This window comes from Stagnihabitans tardus, assembly GCF_009925085.1.
In the GTDB taxonomy this organism is placed as follows: Bacteria; Pseudomonadota; Alphaproteobacteria; order Rhodobacterales; family Rhodobacteraceae; genus Stagnihabitans; species Stagnihabitans tardus.
The window spans coordinates 51990-69668 of record NZ_JAABNR010000008.1 but is presented as its reverse complement, the minus strand read 5'-3'; the positions used below and the strand labels follow the sequence as shown (position 1 = coordinate 69668).

Below are 17679 nucleotides of genomic sequence, written 5' to 3'. Positions count from 1 at the left end.
CGTCATGTTCTCGATCCCGGGCAAAGCCGCCGTCTCCCTGACCCCCGCCGCGAAATCGGCGATCACCCGGCTCATGGCCGAACAGAACGCCCGTGGCTTGCGGCTTGGGGTGAAGAAGGGCGGCTGCGCGGGAATGGAATACACGATGGATTTCGTGGCCGAGGCCCAGCCGCATGACGAAGTGGTCGAGGACGACGGCGCGCGCATCCTGATCGCGCCGCTGGCCCAGATGTTCCTGATCGGCACCGAGATCGACTACGAGATCGGGATCCTGGAATCGGGGTTCAAATTCCGCAACCCCAACGTGACCGAGACCTGCGGCTGCGGCACCTCGGTCAAGTTCCGCGACGCCTGAAGGGCCGAACCGGAAATTTTCAAATGGAGCGGGCCCGAGGGCCCGCATTTCTTTTGTCTCGCCTCTGGGCCGCAGGCGGCCCAACCGGCTCGGCCGTCGCTCCGCTGGGGAGTATTTGCGCCAAGTTGAAAGCAAACGGCGGGGGCCAACGGGCTGCGCTGCAAGAGCGACCACGGGGGGCAGAGCATGGGGAGCCGCACTTGGGAAGCCGCACTTCTTGGGAAGCCCAGGCAACGCGCCCCACTTTCTCCTTTCATACTTGGCACAAATATCCCACGGGCGGGTCCGGGAGGGTGTGAAACCCTCCCGGGGGGTCCGCAAAAGACCGGGCAGGCCGTGAAGACCTCCCGCGCTATCCCCCAAAGCCCTCCCGTCAGCACCACGCCCCCTCTTCCCCTTTCACATTGGCACAAATATCCCACGGGTGGGTCCGGGAGTGTGTGAAACCCTCCCGGGGCATCCGCAAAAGACCGGCGACGGCCCTGGCGCCCTCTCATGACCGGCGGCCTGCCTGACCCCCTTCCCTAAGCGCAGCCTTTCCGCTACCCCTTTCCGGCAACCCCGAGGAGGTCCCGATGCAGAAACTCGCCGCTGGCAATTGGAAGATGAACGGCTCAGGCGCCGCCTTGCAGGAGCTTCTGGCCCTGGTCGAGGCCCATCCGGCCCCCGCCTGCGAAATGCTGATCTGCCCGCCCGCCACGCTGATCGCCTCGGCTGCCGGCATGACGGCGCGCGGGCCCCTGAAGATCGGCGGGCAGGATTGCCATGCCAAGGCCTCCGGCGCCCATACCGGCGACATTTCGGCCGCCATGCTGAAGGACGCGGGCGCCACTTACGTCATCCTCGGCCACTCCGAGCGCCGCACCGACCATGGCGAGACCTCTGACCAGGTCAAGGCCAAGGCCGAGGCCGCCCTGGCGGCCGGGCTGACCGCCGTGGTCTGCATCGGCGAGACCGAAGGTCAGCGCGATGCGGGGACCACGCTTTCGGTCTGCGGGGCGCAGCTGCATGGTTCCTTGCCGCAGGGGGCCTCGGCGGCCAATACGGTCGTCGCCTATGAGCCGGTCTGGGCCATCGGCACCGGCCGCACGCCGACCATCGCGCAAATCGCCGAGGTCCATGCCTTCCTCCGTGCCGAGCTGGTCAAGGCGCTGGGAGAGGATGGCCAGGGCGTGCGCATCCTTTACGGCGGCTCGGTCAAGCCCTCGAACGCGGCCGAGATCTTCGCGGTGCCCCATGTGGATGGGGCCCTGGTGGGGGGAGCCAGCCTTAAGGCCTCCGATTTCGGTGCCATCGTCGCGGCCCTCTCCGCCGCCTGACCCTCGGCGGCCGGGCCCCGCCCGGTCGCCCTTTCCGCCGCGAAGCGACGCGCCAAGGTCGCGGGCAGGCGCGCAAGCCAGTGACCCTGGCGCCAAGAATGACCCCATGACCGCGACCAGCGCCCCTCCCCGCTCCAGCCCGCTTTCCGCCAATCTCGTCTGCATGGCCTCCATGCTGATCTGGGCCGCGGGGCTTCCGGCTGCCGATTTCATCATCCCGCTCCTGGCCGCCGACCAATTGACCGCGTTGCGCATGGCGCTGGCGGCGCTCGCGCTCTTGCCGGTCTGGGCGGTGATGGAGGGGCCAGGCGCCCTGGCCCGCGCCAGCTGGATCAAGGGCACGATGGTCGGCGCCATGCTGGGCTTTGGCGCCTGGCTTCTGATCATCGGCCAGACCCTGGGCGGAGCGGTCACCGCCGCCGTCATCTCGGCCAGCCTGCCCGTGGTGGGCATCGCCATCGAGGTCCTGCTGGACGGGCGGCGCATGACGCTGGGGCTGATCCTGGGCATGATCCTTTCGCTGATCGGCGGCATCGTGGCGCTGGACTGGACGGGGGGGCTGTCGCTGGGCCTGGGCGCGCTCTTCTGCTTTGGCTCGGTCGTCAGTTTCACCATCGGCTCGCGGCTGTCGGTCACGGCCTTCCCGCAGCTGTCAGCCATCGGGCGCACGGCCCTGACGACCTCCGGCGCCGCAATCGCCACCTCGGCCGTGGCCCTGGGCGGTGTGGCTTTCGGCAATCCCCTGCCCGATCTGGGCCTCTGGGGGCCGATGGAGATCGCGGCGCTTTTGGCCTTTTCGGTGGGCTCCTTCGCGCTGAGCCAGCTTCTGTGGATCATGTCGGTCGAGCGGCTGGGCATCGGCCTTTCCGCCCTGCATATCAACGCCGCGCCGTTTTACGTCATGGTTCTTCTCTTCCTCCTCGGCCATGGCTGGTCCTGGATGCAAGCCGGAGCCGCCGGACTCGTCGCCCTTGGCGTCCTGATCGCCCAGGGTATCATCGGACCCAAAGCATGATCACGCTGCACCAATCCCCCACCGACCCCGCCTTCGTCCAGGACCCCTATCCTTTCTACGAGACCGCAAGGGCGCATGGCCCCTTCTTCCGCTGGGCCGATTACGACCTCGTTTGCACCGGCAATGCGGCGGCGGTGAATGCGATCTTCCGCGACCGCCGTTTCGGCCGCGAGGCCCCGCCGGAAAAGGCTCCGGTGATCCCCGACCACCTGCGCCCCTTCTACGCGGTCGAGGCCCATTCCATGCTGGAGCTGGAGCCGCCGCGCCACACCCGCCTGCGGTCATTGGTGCTGCGCGCCTTCACCTCGCGCCGGATCGAGGCGCTGCGGCCCGAGATCGAGACCCTGACCCATGAGCTGATCGACGCCTTCCCCGAAGGCGACTTCGACCTTTTGGAGACCTTTGGCCAGAAGCTGCCGGTCATCATCATCGCCCGGCTTCTGGGCGTGCCCGAAGAGATGGCGCCGGACCTCTTGCGCTGGTCCAATGCCATGGTGGGGATGTATATGGCCGGCCGTGACCGGGCGCGGGAGGATCGCGCTGTCGCCGCCACCGAGGCCTTCGTGGCTTTCATGCGCAGCTATGTCGAGGCCCGCCGCAAGGACCCGCGCGACGACCTGATCACCTCGCTGATCCAGGCCGAAGAGGCGGGCGAGAGGCTGACCACCGACGAGCTGATCACCACCTGCATCCTGCTTCTGAACGCCGGCCATGAGGCGACGGTTCATACGATCGGCAACGGGGTCAAGGCGCTTCTGGAAAGCGGCAAGGCGCTTGGTGACCCGGAAAAGGGCGTCGAGGAGATCCTGCGCTTCGATCCCGCGCTGCACATGTTTACCCGCTGGGCCTATGAGGATATCGACGTCATGGGGGTGACGTTCCAGCGCGGCGACCAGGTGGGGCTTTTGCTGGGCGCGGCCAACCGTGACCCGGGCGTCTGGGAGGCGCCTGAGGTCTTCGAGCCCTCCCGCGCCGCGAAACCCCTGGCGACCTTTGGCGCGGGGCTGCATTTCTGCGTCGGCGCCCCCCTGGCCCGGCTGGAGCTGCAAGTGGCCCTGCCCATCCTGATGAGCCGCCTGCCGGGGCTGAAGCTGGCCGAGGCGCCGGTCTATGCCGATGTCTACCACTTCCACGGGCTGAAGGCGCTTCGGGTTACCGCCTGACCCGCGCGAGGGTCCAGACCAGCACCCAGGTGAGGCAAAGCGCCATGGCGGCGGCGACGAAGGCCGCGCGCAGGCCGAAGGTTCCCGCGATGAGGCCAAGCCCCGGGGGACCCACGAAATAGCCCGAATAGCCCAGCATGGTTGCGGCCTGGATGGCGCGGGCGCGGTCTTGGGGCGGCGAGAGCCTGCCCACCAGGGTAAAGGCCGTGGGGGCGATGACCGATGAGCCCAGCCCCATGACGACAAAGCCCAGGTAGGCGACCGGGGCGCCAGGGGCCGTGGCGATGATCATGGCGCCACAGGCCGAGATCCCGGCGCCCAGCGTCAGGAGCCGACCCGCGCCGACACGGTCCGCCAAGCCATGGCCCGCAATCCGCGCGATGCCCATGGTCAGGGCCAAAAGCGCAGGCGCGGCCGAGCCAAAGGCCGGGGAGCCGCCCAGGGTCTGCTCGATATGCAGCGCCGACCAGTATTCGGCCGCGTTCTCGGTCAGGAAGGCGATGAGCACGATCCCTCCGCCGATCAAGGGCACGAGGCCAAGCCGGACGCGGGCGCCCTTGGTCAGGCCCTCGATCCTTTGGCCTTCGAAACACAAGAGGGCGACCAGCGCCGCCACCCCGCCCATGGTCAAGAGGACGCCTCCAGGCCCGAGACCCAGGGTCCGAAGGGCACCGGTGCCAAGCGCTCCGCCGGCATAGCCGAAGGAATAGGCGGCATGGGCCAGCGTCATGAGGCTGCGCCCCCCGGCCTCGAGAGCGGCGATGCGGGCATTCATCAGGACATCGACCGCGCCCGTGGAGGCGCCGCAGAACAGCATGGCGAGGGGGAAGAGATACCAGATCGGCACCTGGCCCGGGACCATGAAGGCAAGGGCCATGGCCAGGGTGGAGAGCGGCAGGGCCAGGGTGCCAAGCCCCCGCGCGATGCGCCCCGAAAGCGCCATGGCGATCAGGGCCGCGAGGGGCGTCATGAGGAGAAGCGCACCCAGCCGCGTCTCGTCGACGCCGAGCGTGGTCTTGATATCGGGAAGGTCGGCGGCAAAGCTGCCCCAGAGGATCCCCATGGCGAAAAAGGAGGCCAGGGGGGCGCGGGCCAGGCGCAGGTCGGTCATCGCGGTCATCCTTGCACCTTAGCGCAGCGTGGCAGGGGAACCGCGTTCGGCCCCGACCAGGGATGTCGCGATTGAGAGGCCGCCCTGCCGACTGGCCCCGGGCGAACACCGAGCAAGCGCGCTCTGCCGACTGTCAGGCAGGGCCCTGCCGACGGATGGGCCTGCGCCCGGGGCCCGGACTGCGGCTCTGCCGACTGCAGGGACCTGTCACCGGGGAACCGTCCTGCAGTCGGCAGGGCAAGGCCGGTCCTTGGGCGCAGAGGGGGCAGTCGGCAGGACCAGCCCCCTCGGGCGCAGGGACCTCAGCGGGCCTGCCAGAGGCCTTCGGCCTTGACGGCCGTGTAGCACTCGTCGATCGACTTCCAGGCCCGTTCGATCAGGATGTCGATTTCCTCGGGCGTGATGACCAGGGGCGGGGAAATGATCATCCGGTCGCCGACATGGCGCATGATCAGGTCATTGGCAAAGCAGCGCTCGCGGCACTTGTAGCCCACGGTCCCGGTCTCGGCGGCGAACTTGGCGCGGCTGGCCTTGTCCGGCGTCAGCGCGATGGACCCCATCAGGCCCACGAGCCGCGCCTCGCCGACCATCGGATGCTCGGTCAGGCCCTGCCATTTCTGCATCAGGTAGGGATGGGCGACATTGCGGACATGGTCGATGATGCCCTCGTCCTGCATGATCCGGATATTCTCCAGCGCCACGGCCGCCGCCACCGGGTGACCGGAATAGGTATAGCCGTGGTTGAAATCGCCCGAGGAGCCCATGACCTCGGCCACCTCGTCGCAGACGATCGAGCCGCCGATGGGCTGGTAGCCCGAGGACAGGCCCTTGGCGATGGTCATGATATGCGGCTTGATCCCGAAGGTGGTGGAGCCGAACCAGTTGCCGGTGCGGCCAAAGCCCGTGATGACCTCGTCGGCGATCAGGAGGATGCCATATTTGTCGACGATGCGCTGGATCTCGGGCCAATAGGTCGAGGGCGGGACGATGACGCCGCCGGCACCCTGGATCGGCTCGCCGATGAAGGCCGCGACGTTCTCGACGCCGATCTCGAGGATGGCCTTCTCCAGCTCTTGCGCGCGCATCAGGCCGAAGTCCTCGGGCGTCATGTCGCCGCCCTGCTCCCACCAGTTCGGCTCGCCGATATGGGTGATGCCCGCGATCTTGCCGCCATGGGCATGGATGCCCGACATGCCGCCCAAGGACCCGCCGCCCATGGTCGAGCCGTGATAGCCATTCTTGCGCGCAATGATGACCCGCTTTTCCGGCTGGCCCTTGATGTCCCAATAGCGGCGGACCATGCGGATGTTGGTGTCATTGGCCTCGGAGCCCGAACCCGCGAAGAAGATGTGGTTCATGCCCTCGGGCGCCACTTCGGCGATCTTGGCGGCCAGCGCGATGGCCGGGATATGCGAGGTCTGGAAGAAAGTGTTGTAATAGGCCAGTTCCAGCATCTGGGAAGACGCCGCATCGGCAAGCTCCTTGCGGCCATAGCCGATGTTGACGCACCACAGGCCCGCCATGCCATCGATGATCTTGTGACCCTCGGTGTCGGTCAGCCAGACGCCCTTGGCCGATTTCATGATCCGCGCGCCCTTCTTGGCCAGCGCCGAATTGTCGGTGAAAGGATGCATGTGGTGGGCGGCGTCGAGGGCTTGCAACTCGGCCGTCGGCAGGTGGTTGGTGATCTTGACGGGCTGGTTCATGGCGTCCCCCTCTTTGGGTCGAATCTGATGCGGTGCAGGACCGCTTGAGGGGAGTTTATGATCAAACGCCGCGGTCTTCAAGAAATTTGATCAAATTCCTCGAAGACCGCTGGAAGGCTCTGCCGACTGCCCCATTTGCGCCAGGTCGTGGGGCCCTGCCCTGCCGACTGAAGGGAGGGCGCCAGGGCGCTCCTGGGTCAGATCTCGCCCTTTTCCAGCGCGGCGCGGACCTGCTCGAGCCCCTGGTCGATATCGGCACGCATGGCGCGGGCAACCCCCTTGGCATCGCCCCTGTGCATCGCGGTCAGCATCTCTTCGTGGCGGTCGGGCAGGCTGGAGGCGCCGCCCCTTTCGATGACGAAGCGCAGCGACGGACCGAAGCGCAGCCAGAGCGACCGGGCCATATCGGTCAGGACACCGGCGCCAGAGGCCTCGTAGAGCGCAAAGTGGAAGGCATGGTTGCTTTCCAGGTAGGCCGGAATGTCTCCGGCGCGGATGGCCTGGTCGACGGCGCCGTCATGGGCCTCGAGCCGGGCGACAAGGTCGGGGGAGGCATCGCGGGCGGCCAGTTCGGCCAGGTGCGGCTCGATCGTCTGGCGGGCGAAGGCGATCTGGTCCAGAAGACCCGGGTCGAGGCGCGGGACGGTGACCCGGCGGTTGCCCTGGGGCAGAAGGGCGCCCTCGGCGGCCAGGCGGCGGATGGCCTCGCGGACCGGGGTCATCCCGGCCGAAAGGTCGGTGACGAGGCCCTGGATCGTGACGGGCTGACCGGGGGCAAGGCTGCCGAAAAGGATCATGTCGCGCAGGCGGACATAGGTGACCTCGTGGGTCGGGATCTTGCGCGTCTCGGTCATCTTTGCCCCGGTTTGATCAAACTGGTTATGGCGGGATTTGGCCGGGGATCAAGGGGAAATGAAGCGCATTCGCCCAAGGGAGGATTGGGGGTTTCACACCCCCAAACCCCCGTGGGATATTTCTGAAAAGATGAAATGGCACATCGCTCATGCCTGCCGGGGTGCGCCTGTCGTTCCAAGGCGCTCAGCTGACAGGTTTCATTGCTTCGCAAATGTCCGCGGTGGAGGTCTGGAGGAGGGGCGCGCCCCTCCTCCAGGCAGGGGGTCCGGGGGGCGGCAGCCCCCCGGCCTCCTCCGGGAGAGACCCTTGGCCTTCCAGGCCACGGGTTTCTCCCGGACCCCGCTTCAGGCCAGAAGCGCGCGGGCTTCCTCGATCCCCAGGGCCTGGGGCCGTGTGCAGGTCGTGGTCAGGGTCACGAATTCCCCCGTCTCGCCCGACTTCAGGATCGAGGTCATGATGTCGACGCCGTGCAGGGTCCGGTCGAGAGAGCAGCGGTGCTCACGCCCCGTCAGATGCGCCACGGCCATGTCGGCCAGACCGGCGGTGCGGTAATTGGCCAGCTCACGCCCGTTGTGGTTCTGGTTCACCACGAGGAAAGGGTGATCCCAGGGCGCGACCACTTCGGCCTGGCCACCGGGCTTGGCCACCTCGACCGTGCCGCCGAAGAAGTTGGGGTCGGGCACATAGAGCGTCCCCTTGGTGCCATAAAGCTCGAAGTGGTTGCGCTTGTGATGCCAGACGTCCCAGGAGGCCGAGAAGCTGATCGTCGCACCCGAATGGAACTCCAGGAGCGCCTGGATGTTCGAGGGCGTGTTGACGTCGATCAGCTGGCCCTGGCGGGGGCCCGAGCCGATGGGGCGCTTGGCCTCGGCCGAGGAGGTCAGGGCGCCGACGCGCTTCACGGGCCCCAGGAGGTTGATCAGGTTGGCGAAGTAATAGGGCCCCATGTCCATGATCGGACCGGCGCCGGGCTGGTAGAAGAAGTCGGGCGAAGGGTGCCAGCTTTCCGGCCCATGTCCTTGAATCGCCGCGTTCCCCGTGGTGATCGTGCCGATCTCGCCCGAGTCCACGATGGCGCGGGCCTGCTGATGGGCACCGCCGAGGAAAGTGTCGGGCGCGCAGCCGACCGACAGGCCCTTGGACTTGGCCAGGTCGCGCAGCTCCACGCCCTGGGCCAGGGTCAGGACCAGCGGCTTTTCGGAATAGGCATGCTTGCCCGCCTCGAGGATGCGCTTGGTGATCGGGTAATGCGCCTCCGGGATCGTCAGGTTGATGACGATATCCAGGTCGGGGTTTGCCAGCAGGTCATCGACCGACTGGGCGCGGGTGTTGAATTCGGCGGCGCGGGCGGTTGCCGCCTCCATCGAAATATCCGCCACGGCCCGCACTTCCAGCCCTTTGAAGAGCGGCGCCAGGCGCAGGTAAGAGGTCGAGATATTGCCGCATCCGATGATGCCGATGCCGAGTTTTTCCATGGTCAGAGACCCTTCACATAGGCGGCCGAACGCGTCGCGAAACGCTTGTGATCGGCGGGATTGTCATGTTCCAGAACGAAATTCTTGCAGCCCACGGCCTTGAGCGCGGCCATCAGCTTCTTCCAGTCGACCACGCCCTGGCCCACATCGGCCCAGCCATCCTCGGCCAGGTTCTCCCCCTTGGGCGCGATGTCCTTCACATGGGCCGCCGTGATGCGCGAGCCATAGCGCTCGATCCAGGCGATGGGATCGGCGCCCCCGCGCACGACCCAGGCCACGTCCAGCTCGATCTCCAGCGAAGGCCCGCCTTCCAGGATCGCGGCTTCGGGGATCGAGCCATCGGCGCAGGCGATGAACTCGAAGTCATGGTTGTGCCAGCCGGTGCCATAGCCCGCCGCGCGGATGGGCGCGAAGGCCTTCTCCAGCCGGGCGCCAAAGGCACGCCAGCCCGCACCGTCCGTGGGACGATCGGCAGGCATGATATAGGGCACGTAAAGCCGCTCCATCCCGAGCGTGCGGGCGACTTTCAGCGCCCAATCCGGGGTGTCTTCGATCTGCGAGAGGCCGAAGTGGCCGGTCTTCATCGTCAGGCCGGCGGCATTGATCGCGGCAGCGGTCTCGGCCAGGGAGGCCTCATCGGCATAGAGCCCGCCAAAGCCCTCGGTCCCCTCGATCCCGGCCTCGGCCAGCATGCGGCAGGTCTCCGACAGGGGCGGGAAGTTCCGCGAGGAATAAAGTTGATAGGCGACCATCAGATGTCCTTTCCGTAAGTGGCCGAGTGAAGATCGCGCAGGGTAAAGCGCGGCTCAGGCCCAAGGTGATCGGGGGTGAAGGTGATCCGGGCGGGCTGGCCCGGGAAAAGCGTGAAAGCATTGTCCGAGAAGCGGCCCGGCTGGTCGGCCTCGAGGCTGACGAAAAGAGCCAGGGACTGGGCTTCCACAGTGATTTCAAAAGCCTGCCCGGCTTTCTTGATGCTGTGCGCGAGCTTCGCGGGCAAGAGGTCATAGGCCTTGAAGGGCTTCGGAGCGAAGAGGTCCTCGCCCGCTTCCCCCGCGCCCTCCCAGGTGAAGGCCAGCATTTCCCCGTCCTCGACCGCGACGTGAAGCGCGGGCACGGCTTGACCCGCGACCTCGATGGTCGCGCGGGCAAGCTCGCGCCTTTGGCCATCCATGCGGACGGCATGGGCCACGACGGTCAGGGTCACCGGCGCACCCGTGTCATTGACCGCCCGCAGCTCGACCCCGCCCACCACCGGCACGGCCGAGACGGACACCGGGGCGAAGAAGTCCTTGGCCATGTGATGCAACAGCTTCCAGTTGCCGCCGTGGTCGAGGCTCGCCCAGGAACAGACCGGCCAGGTGTCGTTCAACTGCCAGATCAGCGTGCCCATGCAATGCGGGCGCAAGGAGCGCCAATGGGTCACGGCGGTCTTGATCGCCAGGCCCTGCTGGACCTGGCTGACATAGACGAAGTTCTCGAAATCCACCGGGAAGCGGAAATAGCGGAACATGGTCTCGGCGATCCGCGCATTGCCCCCGGCGTTCTTCTGGTGGCTTTCCATCACCGGGGCGGCGATATTCCAGTCCTTCGGATCGGCGAATTTGCGGATCGTCGCCATCGAGGGATAGCTTTGGAACCCGAACTCCGAGCAGAAGCGCGGTGAGACATCCCGGTAATGGTCGAAGTCACGGCCCTCGTGCCAGACCGACCAGAAATGCATGTCGCCCTTGCTGTCGTCATGCCAGGCGTCGCCGAAATCCATCGGGCCCGGCGAGGGGGACGAAGGCCACCAGACCGCGCCCGGCACGGCGGCTTTCAGCGCCTGTTCGATCGTGCGGTTCAGGCGGTCATAACCCACCAGGTATTGATCGCGGTTGGCGCGGGTCTCGGGGAACCAGGTGAGCGCGCCAATGAGCTCGTTGTCGCCGCACCAGACCGCCAGGCAGGCATGGTGATGAAGGCGAAGCGCGTTCTGGCGGACCTCTTCGGCCACGCCCGAAAGGAAGGCGTCATCGGCAGGATAGATATGGCAAGAGAACATGAAGTCCTGCCAGACCATCAGCCCCAGCTCGTCGCAAAGGTCATAGAACCAGGTGGGCTCATAGCGTCCGCCGCCCCAGACGCGGATCATGTTCATGTTTGCGTCGACGGCTGACTGCAAGAGCCCCCGCGTGTCCTCCGCGTTGATCCGCCCCGACAGAGCGTCTTGCGGAATCCAGTTGGCGCCTTTGGCGAAGACGTCACGACCATTGACGCGGAACTTGAAGCCCAGGCCCACGGCGTCCTTTTCCGTCACCAGCTCCATCTGGCGGAGCCCGATGCGGCGGGTCAGGCGGTGGGCGCCCAGTTTCACCACCAGCTCATGCAAGGGCTGCGCCCCCTGCCCGGCCGGCCACCAAAGCGCGGGGTTCTCGACCGGCAGGACCGCCCTTGCGACGCCCTTGCGCACCACGGCGCGGGCATGGACGCCACAGAGCGCAAAGCTGACCTCGGCGCCCTCTTCCTCGGAGCGGGCCTCGACGGTGACCGTGGCTTTCCCCGGCTCATGGGCCTGGGAGATCACCAGGTGGTCGATGCGCGGGCCCGCCTCTTCCAGGTAAAGATCGCCATAGACGCCAAAGGGCGCCAGGGCGATGTTCCAATCCCAACCGAAGTCGCAAGAGGGCTTGCGCAGCATGTTGCCGTTGTGGATCGGCGTGTTGTTCGCCGAGAAGGGCACGAAATAGCGCTGCGCCGCCTGGCGCCGCGCGGCTTCCTCCACCACGTTGCCGAAGGTCAGGGTGATCTCGTTCTCGCCGACCCGCAGCGCGCCCGAAAGGTCCACCCGGTGGCTGAGGAACATGTTGTCCGAGGTCAGGACCGTGACCCCGTTCACCGCCACGCTGACCAGCGTGTCCAGCATCGAGGCCACCAGCACCAGGTCGGTCCGCGGCACCGTGAAGCTGCGCCGCGCCACCCAGGTGGAGTTGGAAATCCAGCGCAACCCATATTCGTTGCGCCCGAAATAGGGGTCCGGGATGACGCCCGCCTTGTGCAAGGCGTCAATCCCGTCGCCGGGGAGAGCAAAGGGAATGTCCCGGCCGTCATGCGACAGCACCCAATCCCCGGCAAGGTTCAGCATGATCAGACCCGCAGTTCCGTGGTGGCGTCGAAGATCGAGGCCTTGGAGATGTCGACCTTCAGATGCACCTGTGCGCCCTTGGTCGGCCGCTTCTCGAAGGGCACCCGGACCGAGACCTGCTGGCCCTGGACCATGAGCCAGACGAGGCTGTCCGCCCCCATGGGCTCGTCCAGTTCCACAACGGCCGGGATCGTGTGGCCGGGCTCGGCATGGTCCTGGATGGTCAGATGCTCGGGGCGCAGGCCCAGGATGGCTTGCGGACGGTCGGTCGGTTGCCCGCCGTCATAGCCCGCAAGGTCAAGCTTGGCTTCGCCCAGCTTGATCGACCTTCCATTGTCCACCACCGCGCCCTTGATGAAGTTCATGGCAGGGCTGCCGATGAAGCCCGCGACAAAAAGGTTCACCGGGCGGTTGTAGATTTCCTGCGGGGCGGCCAGTTGCTGGATGATGCCGCCACGCATGATGGCGATGCGGTCGGCCAGCGTCAGGGCCTCGATCTGGTCGTGGGTCACGTAGATCATCGTGTTGTTCAGGCGCGAGTGCAGGCGCTTGATCTCGACCCGCAGCTCGGCGCGCAGTTTCGCGTCGAGGTTCGAGAGCGGCTCGTCGAAGAGGAAGACATCGACATCCCGCACCAGGGCGCGGCCGATGGCCACGCGCTGACGCTGGCCGCCCGAGAGGGCTGCGGGCTTGCGGTCCAGGAGGGGCTGGATTTGCAGGATTTCAGCGGCCCGCGCGATGCGGCGGTCGATCTCGTCCTTGGGCACCTTGGCATTCTTCAGGCCGAAGGAGAGGTTCCCGCGCACGGTCATCTGGGGATAGAGCGCATAGCTTTGGAAAACCATGCCGATGCCACGGTCCGAAGGCTCGGCCCAGGTGACGTTCTTGTTCTTGATCCAGATTTCGCCGTCGGTGATATCCAGAAGCCCCGCGAGGCAGTTCAGAAGCGTCGATTTCCCGCAGCCCGAGGGCCCGAGGAGGACGATGAACTCCCCCTCGGCGACATCAAGGTTCAGGTTCTTCAGGACAGAGACAGAGCCGAAGTCCAGCTTCAGGTCCTTGACTTGGATGGAATGGGTCATGGTTTCAGCCTTTCACGGCACCGGCGGCGATGCCGCGGACGAAGAGTTTGCCAGAGACGAAGTAGACGATCAGGGGAACAAGCCCGGTCAGCATGGTCGCTGCCATGTTGACGTTGTATTCCTTCACGCCCTGGACCGAGTTGACGATGTTGTTCAGCTGCACGGTCATCGGATAGATCTCGGGCTTGGTGAAGACGACGCCAAACAGGAAGTCGTTCCAGATGCCGGTGATCTGCAGGATCAGGGCGACCACGAAGATCGGCATGCTCATCGGCAGCATGATCTGGAAGTAGATGCCCCAGAAGCCGGCACCATCGACGCGGGCGGCCTTGAAGAGCTCTTCCGGCAGGCTCGAGAAATAGTTGCGGAAGAGCAGCGTCAGGATCGGCATGCCGAAGATCGTATGCACCATGATCAACCCGCCCAGGGTGCCGTAAATCCCCAGCTCACGCAGGATGATGACGATGGGGTAAAGCATGATCTGGTAGGGGATGAAGGACCCGAAGATCAGGATGGTGAAGAAGACTTCACTGCCCTTGAACTTCCAGTTCACCAGGGCATAGCCGTTCACGCTTGCCACGATGATCGAGATGATGACCGAAGGCACGGTGATCATCACCGAGTTCCAGAAGCCGCGCGAGAGCCCGTCGCAGTTCAGCCCCGTGCAGGCCTCGGCCCAGGCCTTGACCCAGGGGTGGAAGGTCACCTCGACCGGCGGGGCAAAGATATTGCCCATGCGGATCTCGGCCATGTCCTTGAGGCTGGTCATGACCATGACGTAAAGCGGCAGAAGGTAGTAGATGCTCATCAGGCCAAGGATGCCGTAAAGCACGATGTTGTTGAGCGTGAAGCGGCTCTTCGGGCGCGTGCCACGCGGGTTTGACAGGTCAGCCACGCTTCTTGCCTCCGAATTCGAGATAGGCCCAGGGGATCAGGACGATCAGGACCGAAAGCAGCATCATGGTCGAGGCCGCGAAGCCCTGGCCCAGGTTCTGCGCCGTGAACATGTAGCGGTAGACATACATGGCGGGCATCTGGCTCGCGTTGCCCGGGTTGCCGTTGGTTTGGGCGACGACCAGGTCATAAAGCTTGATGATGCCGGCGGCGACGAGCACCAGGGTCGTGATGAAGACCGGGCGCATCATCGGGACGACGACGAAAAGGTAGGTCTTCCAGCGCGGGATGCCGTCGACGCGGGCGGCCTTCCAGATGTCGTCATCGATGCCGCGCAGACCGGCCAGCATCAGGCACATGGTGAAGCCCGTGCCCTGCCAGAGCCCGGCAATGAGCAGGCCGTAAAGCACGGTGTCGGCGTCATGCAGCGGGTCGAAGGAGAAAGTCTCCCACCCCATGCGGCGCACGACCTCTTGCAGGCCCATGCCGGGGTCGAGGATCCATTGCCAGACCAGGCCCGTCACGATGAACGAGAGGGCAAAGGGGTAAAGCATGATGGTGCGGAACGTGTCCTCGAAGCGGATCTTCTGATCCATCAGCACGGCCAGAAGGAAGCCGATCGAGATGGTGAAGGTCATCGACATCACGCCGAAGAACAGGAGGTTGTTGATCGCCATGTTCCACAGGTCGGTCGACCAGAGCCGCTCGTATTGATCGAGCCCGACCCAGCGCAGACGCGGCAGAAGCTTGGAATCCGTGAACGAATAGACCACCGTCCAGATGGTGCCGCCAACGAAGACCACCAGCGTGGTCAGGATCATCGGAACGGCGGCGATCTTGGCATTCAGGTTGCGCAACAGGCGCACCGGTTTGGCTTGTCCTGACATATCCCCCCCTTTGTCGTTTATGTGTGGCAAAGGGGCCGCCCCGGTGTCAGGGCGGCCCCTCGCTTCAGGCAGGGATCAGAGACCGGACTTCAGGATCTCGACATAGCGGGCCTGGGCGTCTTCCGGGGACATGTCGGTGGACCAGAACTGGCCCTGCATGTCGCCCAGCTGGGTCTGCACGTCCGGCGACCAGACCTGGTCACCAGCGGGGACGATGTTGCCACCGGCCAGGATTTCCAGACCCTTCTTCATGCAGTCGTTGGCGGTCGACATGTCGATGTCGCCACGGATCGGCAAGGAGCCCTTCTTCAGGTTGAAGGCCACTTGCACTTCCGGCGAGACGAGGAGGGCGGCCAGACGCTTCTGCGCGGCTTCCTTCTCGGGATCGGCCAGTTTCGGGAAGTAGAAGGCGTCACCACCGGTCGAGATATAGGCGTTCAGGCCCATGCCCGGCAGGCAGGTGTAGTCGGTGCCGGCGACCTTGCCAGCGACCTGGAACTCGCCCTGAGCCCAGTCACCCATGATCTGGCCAGCGGCTTCGCCGGTGATCACCATGTTGGTGGCCTGGTTCCAGTCCTGGACGGTCGACTTGGCCGCCAGCTTGCGCGCATCAGCGGCAGCCTGGAAGACCTTGAGCATGTCCGGGCCAGCGGCCGCATCCATGTTCTTGTCGATGTTGATCGACTTCCAGAGGTCCAGACCGCCGACGCCGATGGTCAGGGCGCCGAAAGCCAGGTTCGACTGCCAGGGCTGACGGCCCAGAGCCAGCGGGATCTTGCCAGCGGCTTCGACCTGCGGAGCGGTGGCGACGAACTCGTTCCAGTTGGTCGGAACGGCGAGGCCCAGGTCGGTATAGACCTTGTTGTTCAGCCACAGCCACTCGGGCGAGTGGATGTTCAGCGGCGCGCAATAGACCTTGCCGTCCACGGTGCAGCTGTCCAGCAGGCTCGGCGGATTGATGACGCCCTTCCAGTTGTTGGCTTCGGCCACGTCGGTCAGGTCGAGCATCAGGCCAGCCTGCACCAGTTCCAGCGCCTGCTGACCATGGTTGAACTGGGTGGCGCCCATCGGGTCGCCGCCGGTGATGCGCGAGATCATCACGGGGCGGGCGGTGTCGCCGCCGCCAGCGATGGCGCCGTCGACCCACTTGTCTCCGCTCGCGTCGAAGGCCTTGGCCAGTTCGGCCACGGCGGCGGATTCACCGCCCGAGGTCCACCAGTGGGTGACTTCGAGCTCGGTGGCGAAAGCGGCGCCCGGCAAGGCCACGGTGGCCAAGAGAGCGGCGATTTTGAAAGTCTTCATTGGGTCTCCTCCCCAGTTTCTAAATCGTTATAGGCTGATCCTAAAACGATTTAGATTTTTGCGTCAAACAATCTTTTCGCTTGCAGCCAGAGTTTTTCGGGGCCTTCATCAAGGCTTGATCATCCGGTCAGACTGGCCGGTCTCTCTTCCGGAACCCGCCCGCAACCATGCAAGACAAAGCGACATTCTGCGCTGCAACAATGGGCTCGACGCCTTGGACGGCAATGGCTTTGGCAGCCGCCGCCGCGGTGCAGCATGGGCGGCGCAGCATGGCTGACCGCGGGGCCCCGAGCCTCGGGACGCGGGGCCAGGGCGGGTCCGTTCCGCGAATCAGGGGGCTTTGACCATGGCAAGCGCCCCTGCCCTGCCACCTTCGCTGCCCCTGACTGATTCGGAGCGCCCGACGCTGAAGACCATCGCCGCCGAGACCGGCCTGGCCGTGGCCACCGTCAGCCGCGCGCTGAAGGATGCGCCCGACATCGGCGAAGAGACGAAAAAGCGGGTGCGCGCGGCGGCGGCGCGGCTGGGCTATCGGCCCAACCGTGCGGGCGTGCGCCTTCGGACCGGCAAGACCAATGTGATCGCGCTCGTGCTCTCGCCCGAGGCCGATGTGATGAACCACACCTCGCGGCTTCTCTATTCCATCGCCAACGAGCTGCGCGGCACGGCCTATCACCTGGTGGTCATGCCCTTCTTCGCCGACCAGGACCCGATGGACCCGATTCGCTACGTGGTCGAGACCGGGTCGGCCGATGGCGTGATCCTGAACCAGACCAAGCCCGATGATCCGCGCGTGCGCTACCTGGCCGAGCACCAGTTCCCCTTTGCCACCCATGGTCGCACCGACATGGGGCTGGAACACCCCTATTTCGACTTCGACAACGAGGCTTTCGGGCGGCTGGCTGCGGCCGAGCTCTTTTCGCGCGGGCGCAAGCGGCTGCTCCTGGTGCCCCCGCCCCGCAGCCATTGCTATGCGGGCCACATGATCACGGGCTTTGCCGAAGAGGCGGCGGCGCGCGGCGTGGTCTTCGAAGTGACGGATGAAGTGACATCGGACAGCCCGGCCGCCCAGATCGAGGCGGCCCTGGCCGCGCGGCTGAAGCGCGAGCCCCGGATCGACGGCGTCGTCTGCGGCTCGACGACCTCGGCCATGGCAACTGTCTCGGCCGGCGAGATCGCCGGGCGCGAGATCGGACGGGACTACGACCTGGCGGCGAAGGAGGCTTTCCGCTTTCTCCATCGCTTCCGGCGCGAGATCCTGGTGATGCCCGAAGATGTGACGCGGGCCGGGTCCTTCCTGGCCCGGGCGGTGATGGCGGCGATCGAACGGCGGGCGCCGGAAGAGAGCCAGGGATTGGAGACGCCGGCAGGGTTCCTGCGTCCCGAGGCATGAG

The 17679-nt window shown here is 65.8% G+C and carries 16 protein-coding genes; 6 read left to right on the top strand and 10 right to left on the bottom strand.

Annotated features, from left to right (window positions below; all coding sequences use genetic code 11):
* Positions 1 to 4: 4 nt before the first annotated feature.
* The 4 genes from GV832_RS09855 (at position 5) to GV832_RS09840 (ending at position 3852) form a co-directional block, all read left to right on the top strand.
* Entirely contained in the window at positions 5 to 355 is a 351-nt protein-coding gene (locus tag GV832_RS09855) for a HesB/IscA family protein (RefSeq protein WP_168774687.1), read from the top strand.
* Between the two features lie 575 nt (positions 356 to 930).
* Positions 931 to 1674 (top strand): triose-phosphate isomerase, encoded by a 744-nt coding sequence (gene tpiA / locus GV832_RS09850; protein WP_168774686.1) that lies wholly within the window; start codon positions 931 to 933, stop codon positions 1672 to 1674.
* A gap of 106 nt (positions 1675 to 1780) precedes the next feature.
* Positions 1781 to 2689, top strand: a complete 909-nt coding sequence (locus GV832_RS09845; protein ID WP_168774685.1) for an EamA family transporter — start codon at positions 1781 to 1783, stop codon at positions 2687 to 2689.
* Positions 2686 to 3852: a cytochrome P450 gene (locus tag GV832_RS09840; RefSeq protein WP_168774684.1), complete on the top strand. Its 1167-nt coding sequence runs from the start codon at positions 2686 to 2688 to the stop codon at positions 3850 to 3852. Before GV832_RS09845 ends, GV832_RS09840 begins: the two co-directional genes overlap by 4 nt.
* Here GV832_RS09840 and GV832_RS09835 read toward each other — a convergent pair.
* The 10 genes from GV832_RS09835 to GV832_RS09790 all read right to left on the bottom strand — a co-directional run bounded on the left by GV832_RS09835 (position 3842) and on the right by GV832_RS09790 (position 16285).
* Positions 3842 to 4963: an MFS transporter gene (locus tag GV832_RS09835; RefSeq protein WP_227754340.1), complete on the bottom strand. Its 1122-nt coding sequence runs from the start codon at positions 4961 to 4963 to the stop codon at positions 3842 to 3844. The genes GV832_RS09840 and GV832_RS09835 overlap by 11 nt on opposite strands.
* 302 nt (positions 4964 to 5265) lie before the next feature.
* On the bottom strand, positions 5266 to 6669 hold the full coding sequence (locus GV832_RS09830; RefSeq protein ID WP_168774682.1) for an aspartate aminotransferase family protein: 1404 nt from the start codon (positions 6667 to 6669) through the stop codon (positions 5266 to 5268).
* A 197-nt stretch (positions 6670 to 6866) separates the two neighbouring features.
* Positions 6867 to 7523 carry a GntR family transcriptional regulator gene (locus tag GV832_RS09825; RefSeq protein ID WP_168774681.1) on the bottom strand — a complete coding sequence of 219 codons (657 nt, stop codon included), beginning with the start codon at positions 7521 to 7523 and terminating at the stop codon, positions 6867 to 6869.
* Positions 7524 to 7868: 345 nt separating this feature from the next.
* A complete protein-coding gene (locus GV832_RS09820; RefSeq protein WP_168774680.1) occupies positions 7869 to 8999 on the bottom strand; it encodes a Gfo/Idh/MocA family protein in 1131 nt (376 codons plus the stop codon).
* A 2-nt stretch (positions 9000 to 9001) separates the two neighbouring features.
* On the bottom strand, positions 9002 to 9751 hold the full coding sequence (locus tag GV832_RS09815) for a sugar phosphate isomerase/epimerase family protein (RefSeq protein ID WP_168774679.1): 750 nt from the start codon (positions 9749 to 9751) through the stop codon (positions 9002 to 9004).
* Positions 9751 to 12120, bottom strand: coding sequence for a beta-mannosidase (locus tag GV832_RS09810; RefSeq protein WP_168774678.1), 2370 nt, complete (start codon positions 12118 to 12120; stop codon positions 9751 to 9753). The genes GV832_RS09815 and GV832_RS09810 overlap by 1 nt, the downstream gene beginning before the upstream one ends.
* Positions 12121 to 12122: 2 nt before the next feature.
* Complete coding sequence (locus GV832_RS09805; RefSeq protein WP_168774677.1) at positions 12123 to 13202, bottom strand: ABC transporter ATP-binding protein; 1080 nt, start codon at positions 13200 to 13202, stop codon at positions 12123 to 12125.
* Between the two features lie 4 nt (positions 13203 to 13206).
* Positions 13207 to 14097 (bottom strand): carbohydrate ABC transporter permease, encoded by an 891-nt coding sequence (locus GV832_RS09800; RefSeq protein ID WP_354001944.1) that lies wholly within the window; start codon positions 14095 to 14097, stop codon positions 13207 to 13209.
* Positions 14090 to 14983: a carbohydrate ABC transporter permease gene (locus GV832_RS09795; protein WP_168774676.1), complete on the bottom strand. Its 894-nt coding sequence runs from the start codon at positions 14981 to 14983 to the stop codon at positions 14090 to 14092. The genes GV832_RS09800 and GV832_RS09795 overlap by 8 nt, the downstream gene beginning before the upstream one ends.
* A 75-nt stretch (positions 14984 to 15058) precedes the next feature.
* A complete protein-coding gene (locus GV832_RS09790; RefSeq protein ID WP_168774675.1) occupies positions 15059 to 16285 on the bottom strand; it encodes an ABC transporter substrate-binding protein in 1227 nt (408 codons plus the stop codon).
* A gap of 115 nt (positions 16286 to 16400) precedes the next feature.
* Here GV832_RS09790 and GV832_RS09785 point away from each other — a divergent pair, with 115 nt between their 5' ends.
* The gene (locus GV832_RS09785; RefSeq protein WP_168774674.1) at positions 16401 to 16562 is read left to right on the top strand and encodes a hypothetical protein; all 162 of its coding nucleotides are present in this window, start codon (positions 16401 to 16403) and stop codon (positions 16560 to 16562) included.
* Positions 16563 to 16631: 69 nt separating this feature from the next.
* Positions 16632 to 17678 carry a LacI family transcriptional regulator gene (locus GV832_RS09780; protein WP_168774673.1) on the top strand — a complete coding sequence of 349 codons (1047 nt, stop codon included), beginning with the start codon at positions 16632 to 16634 and terminating at the stop codon, positions 17676 to 17678.
* The last annotated feature ends 1 nt before the right edge of the window (position 17679 follow it).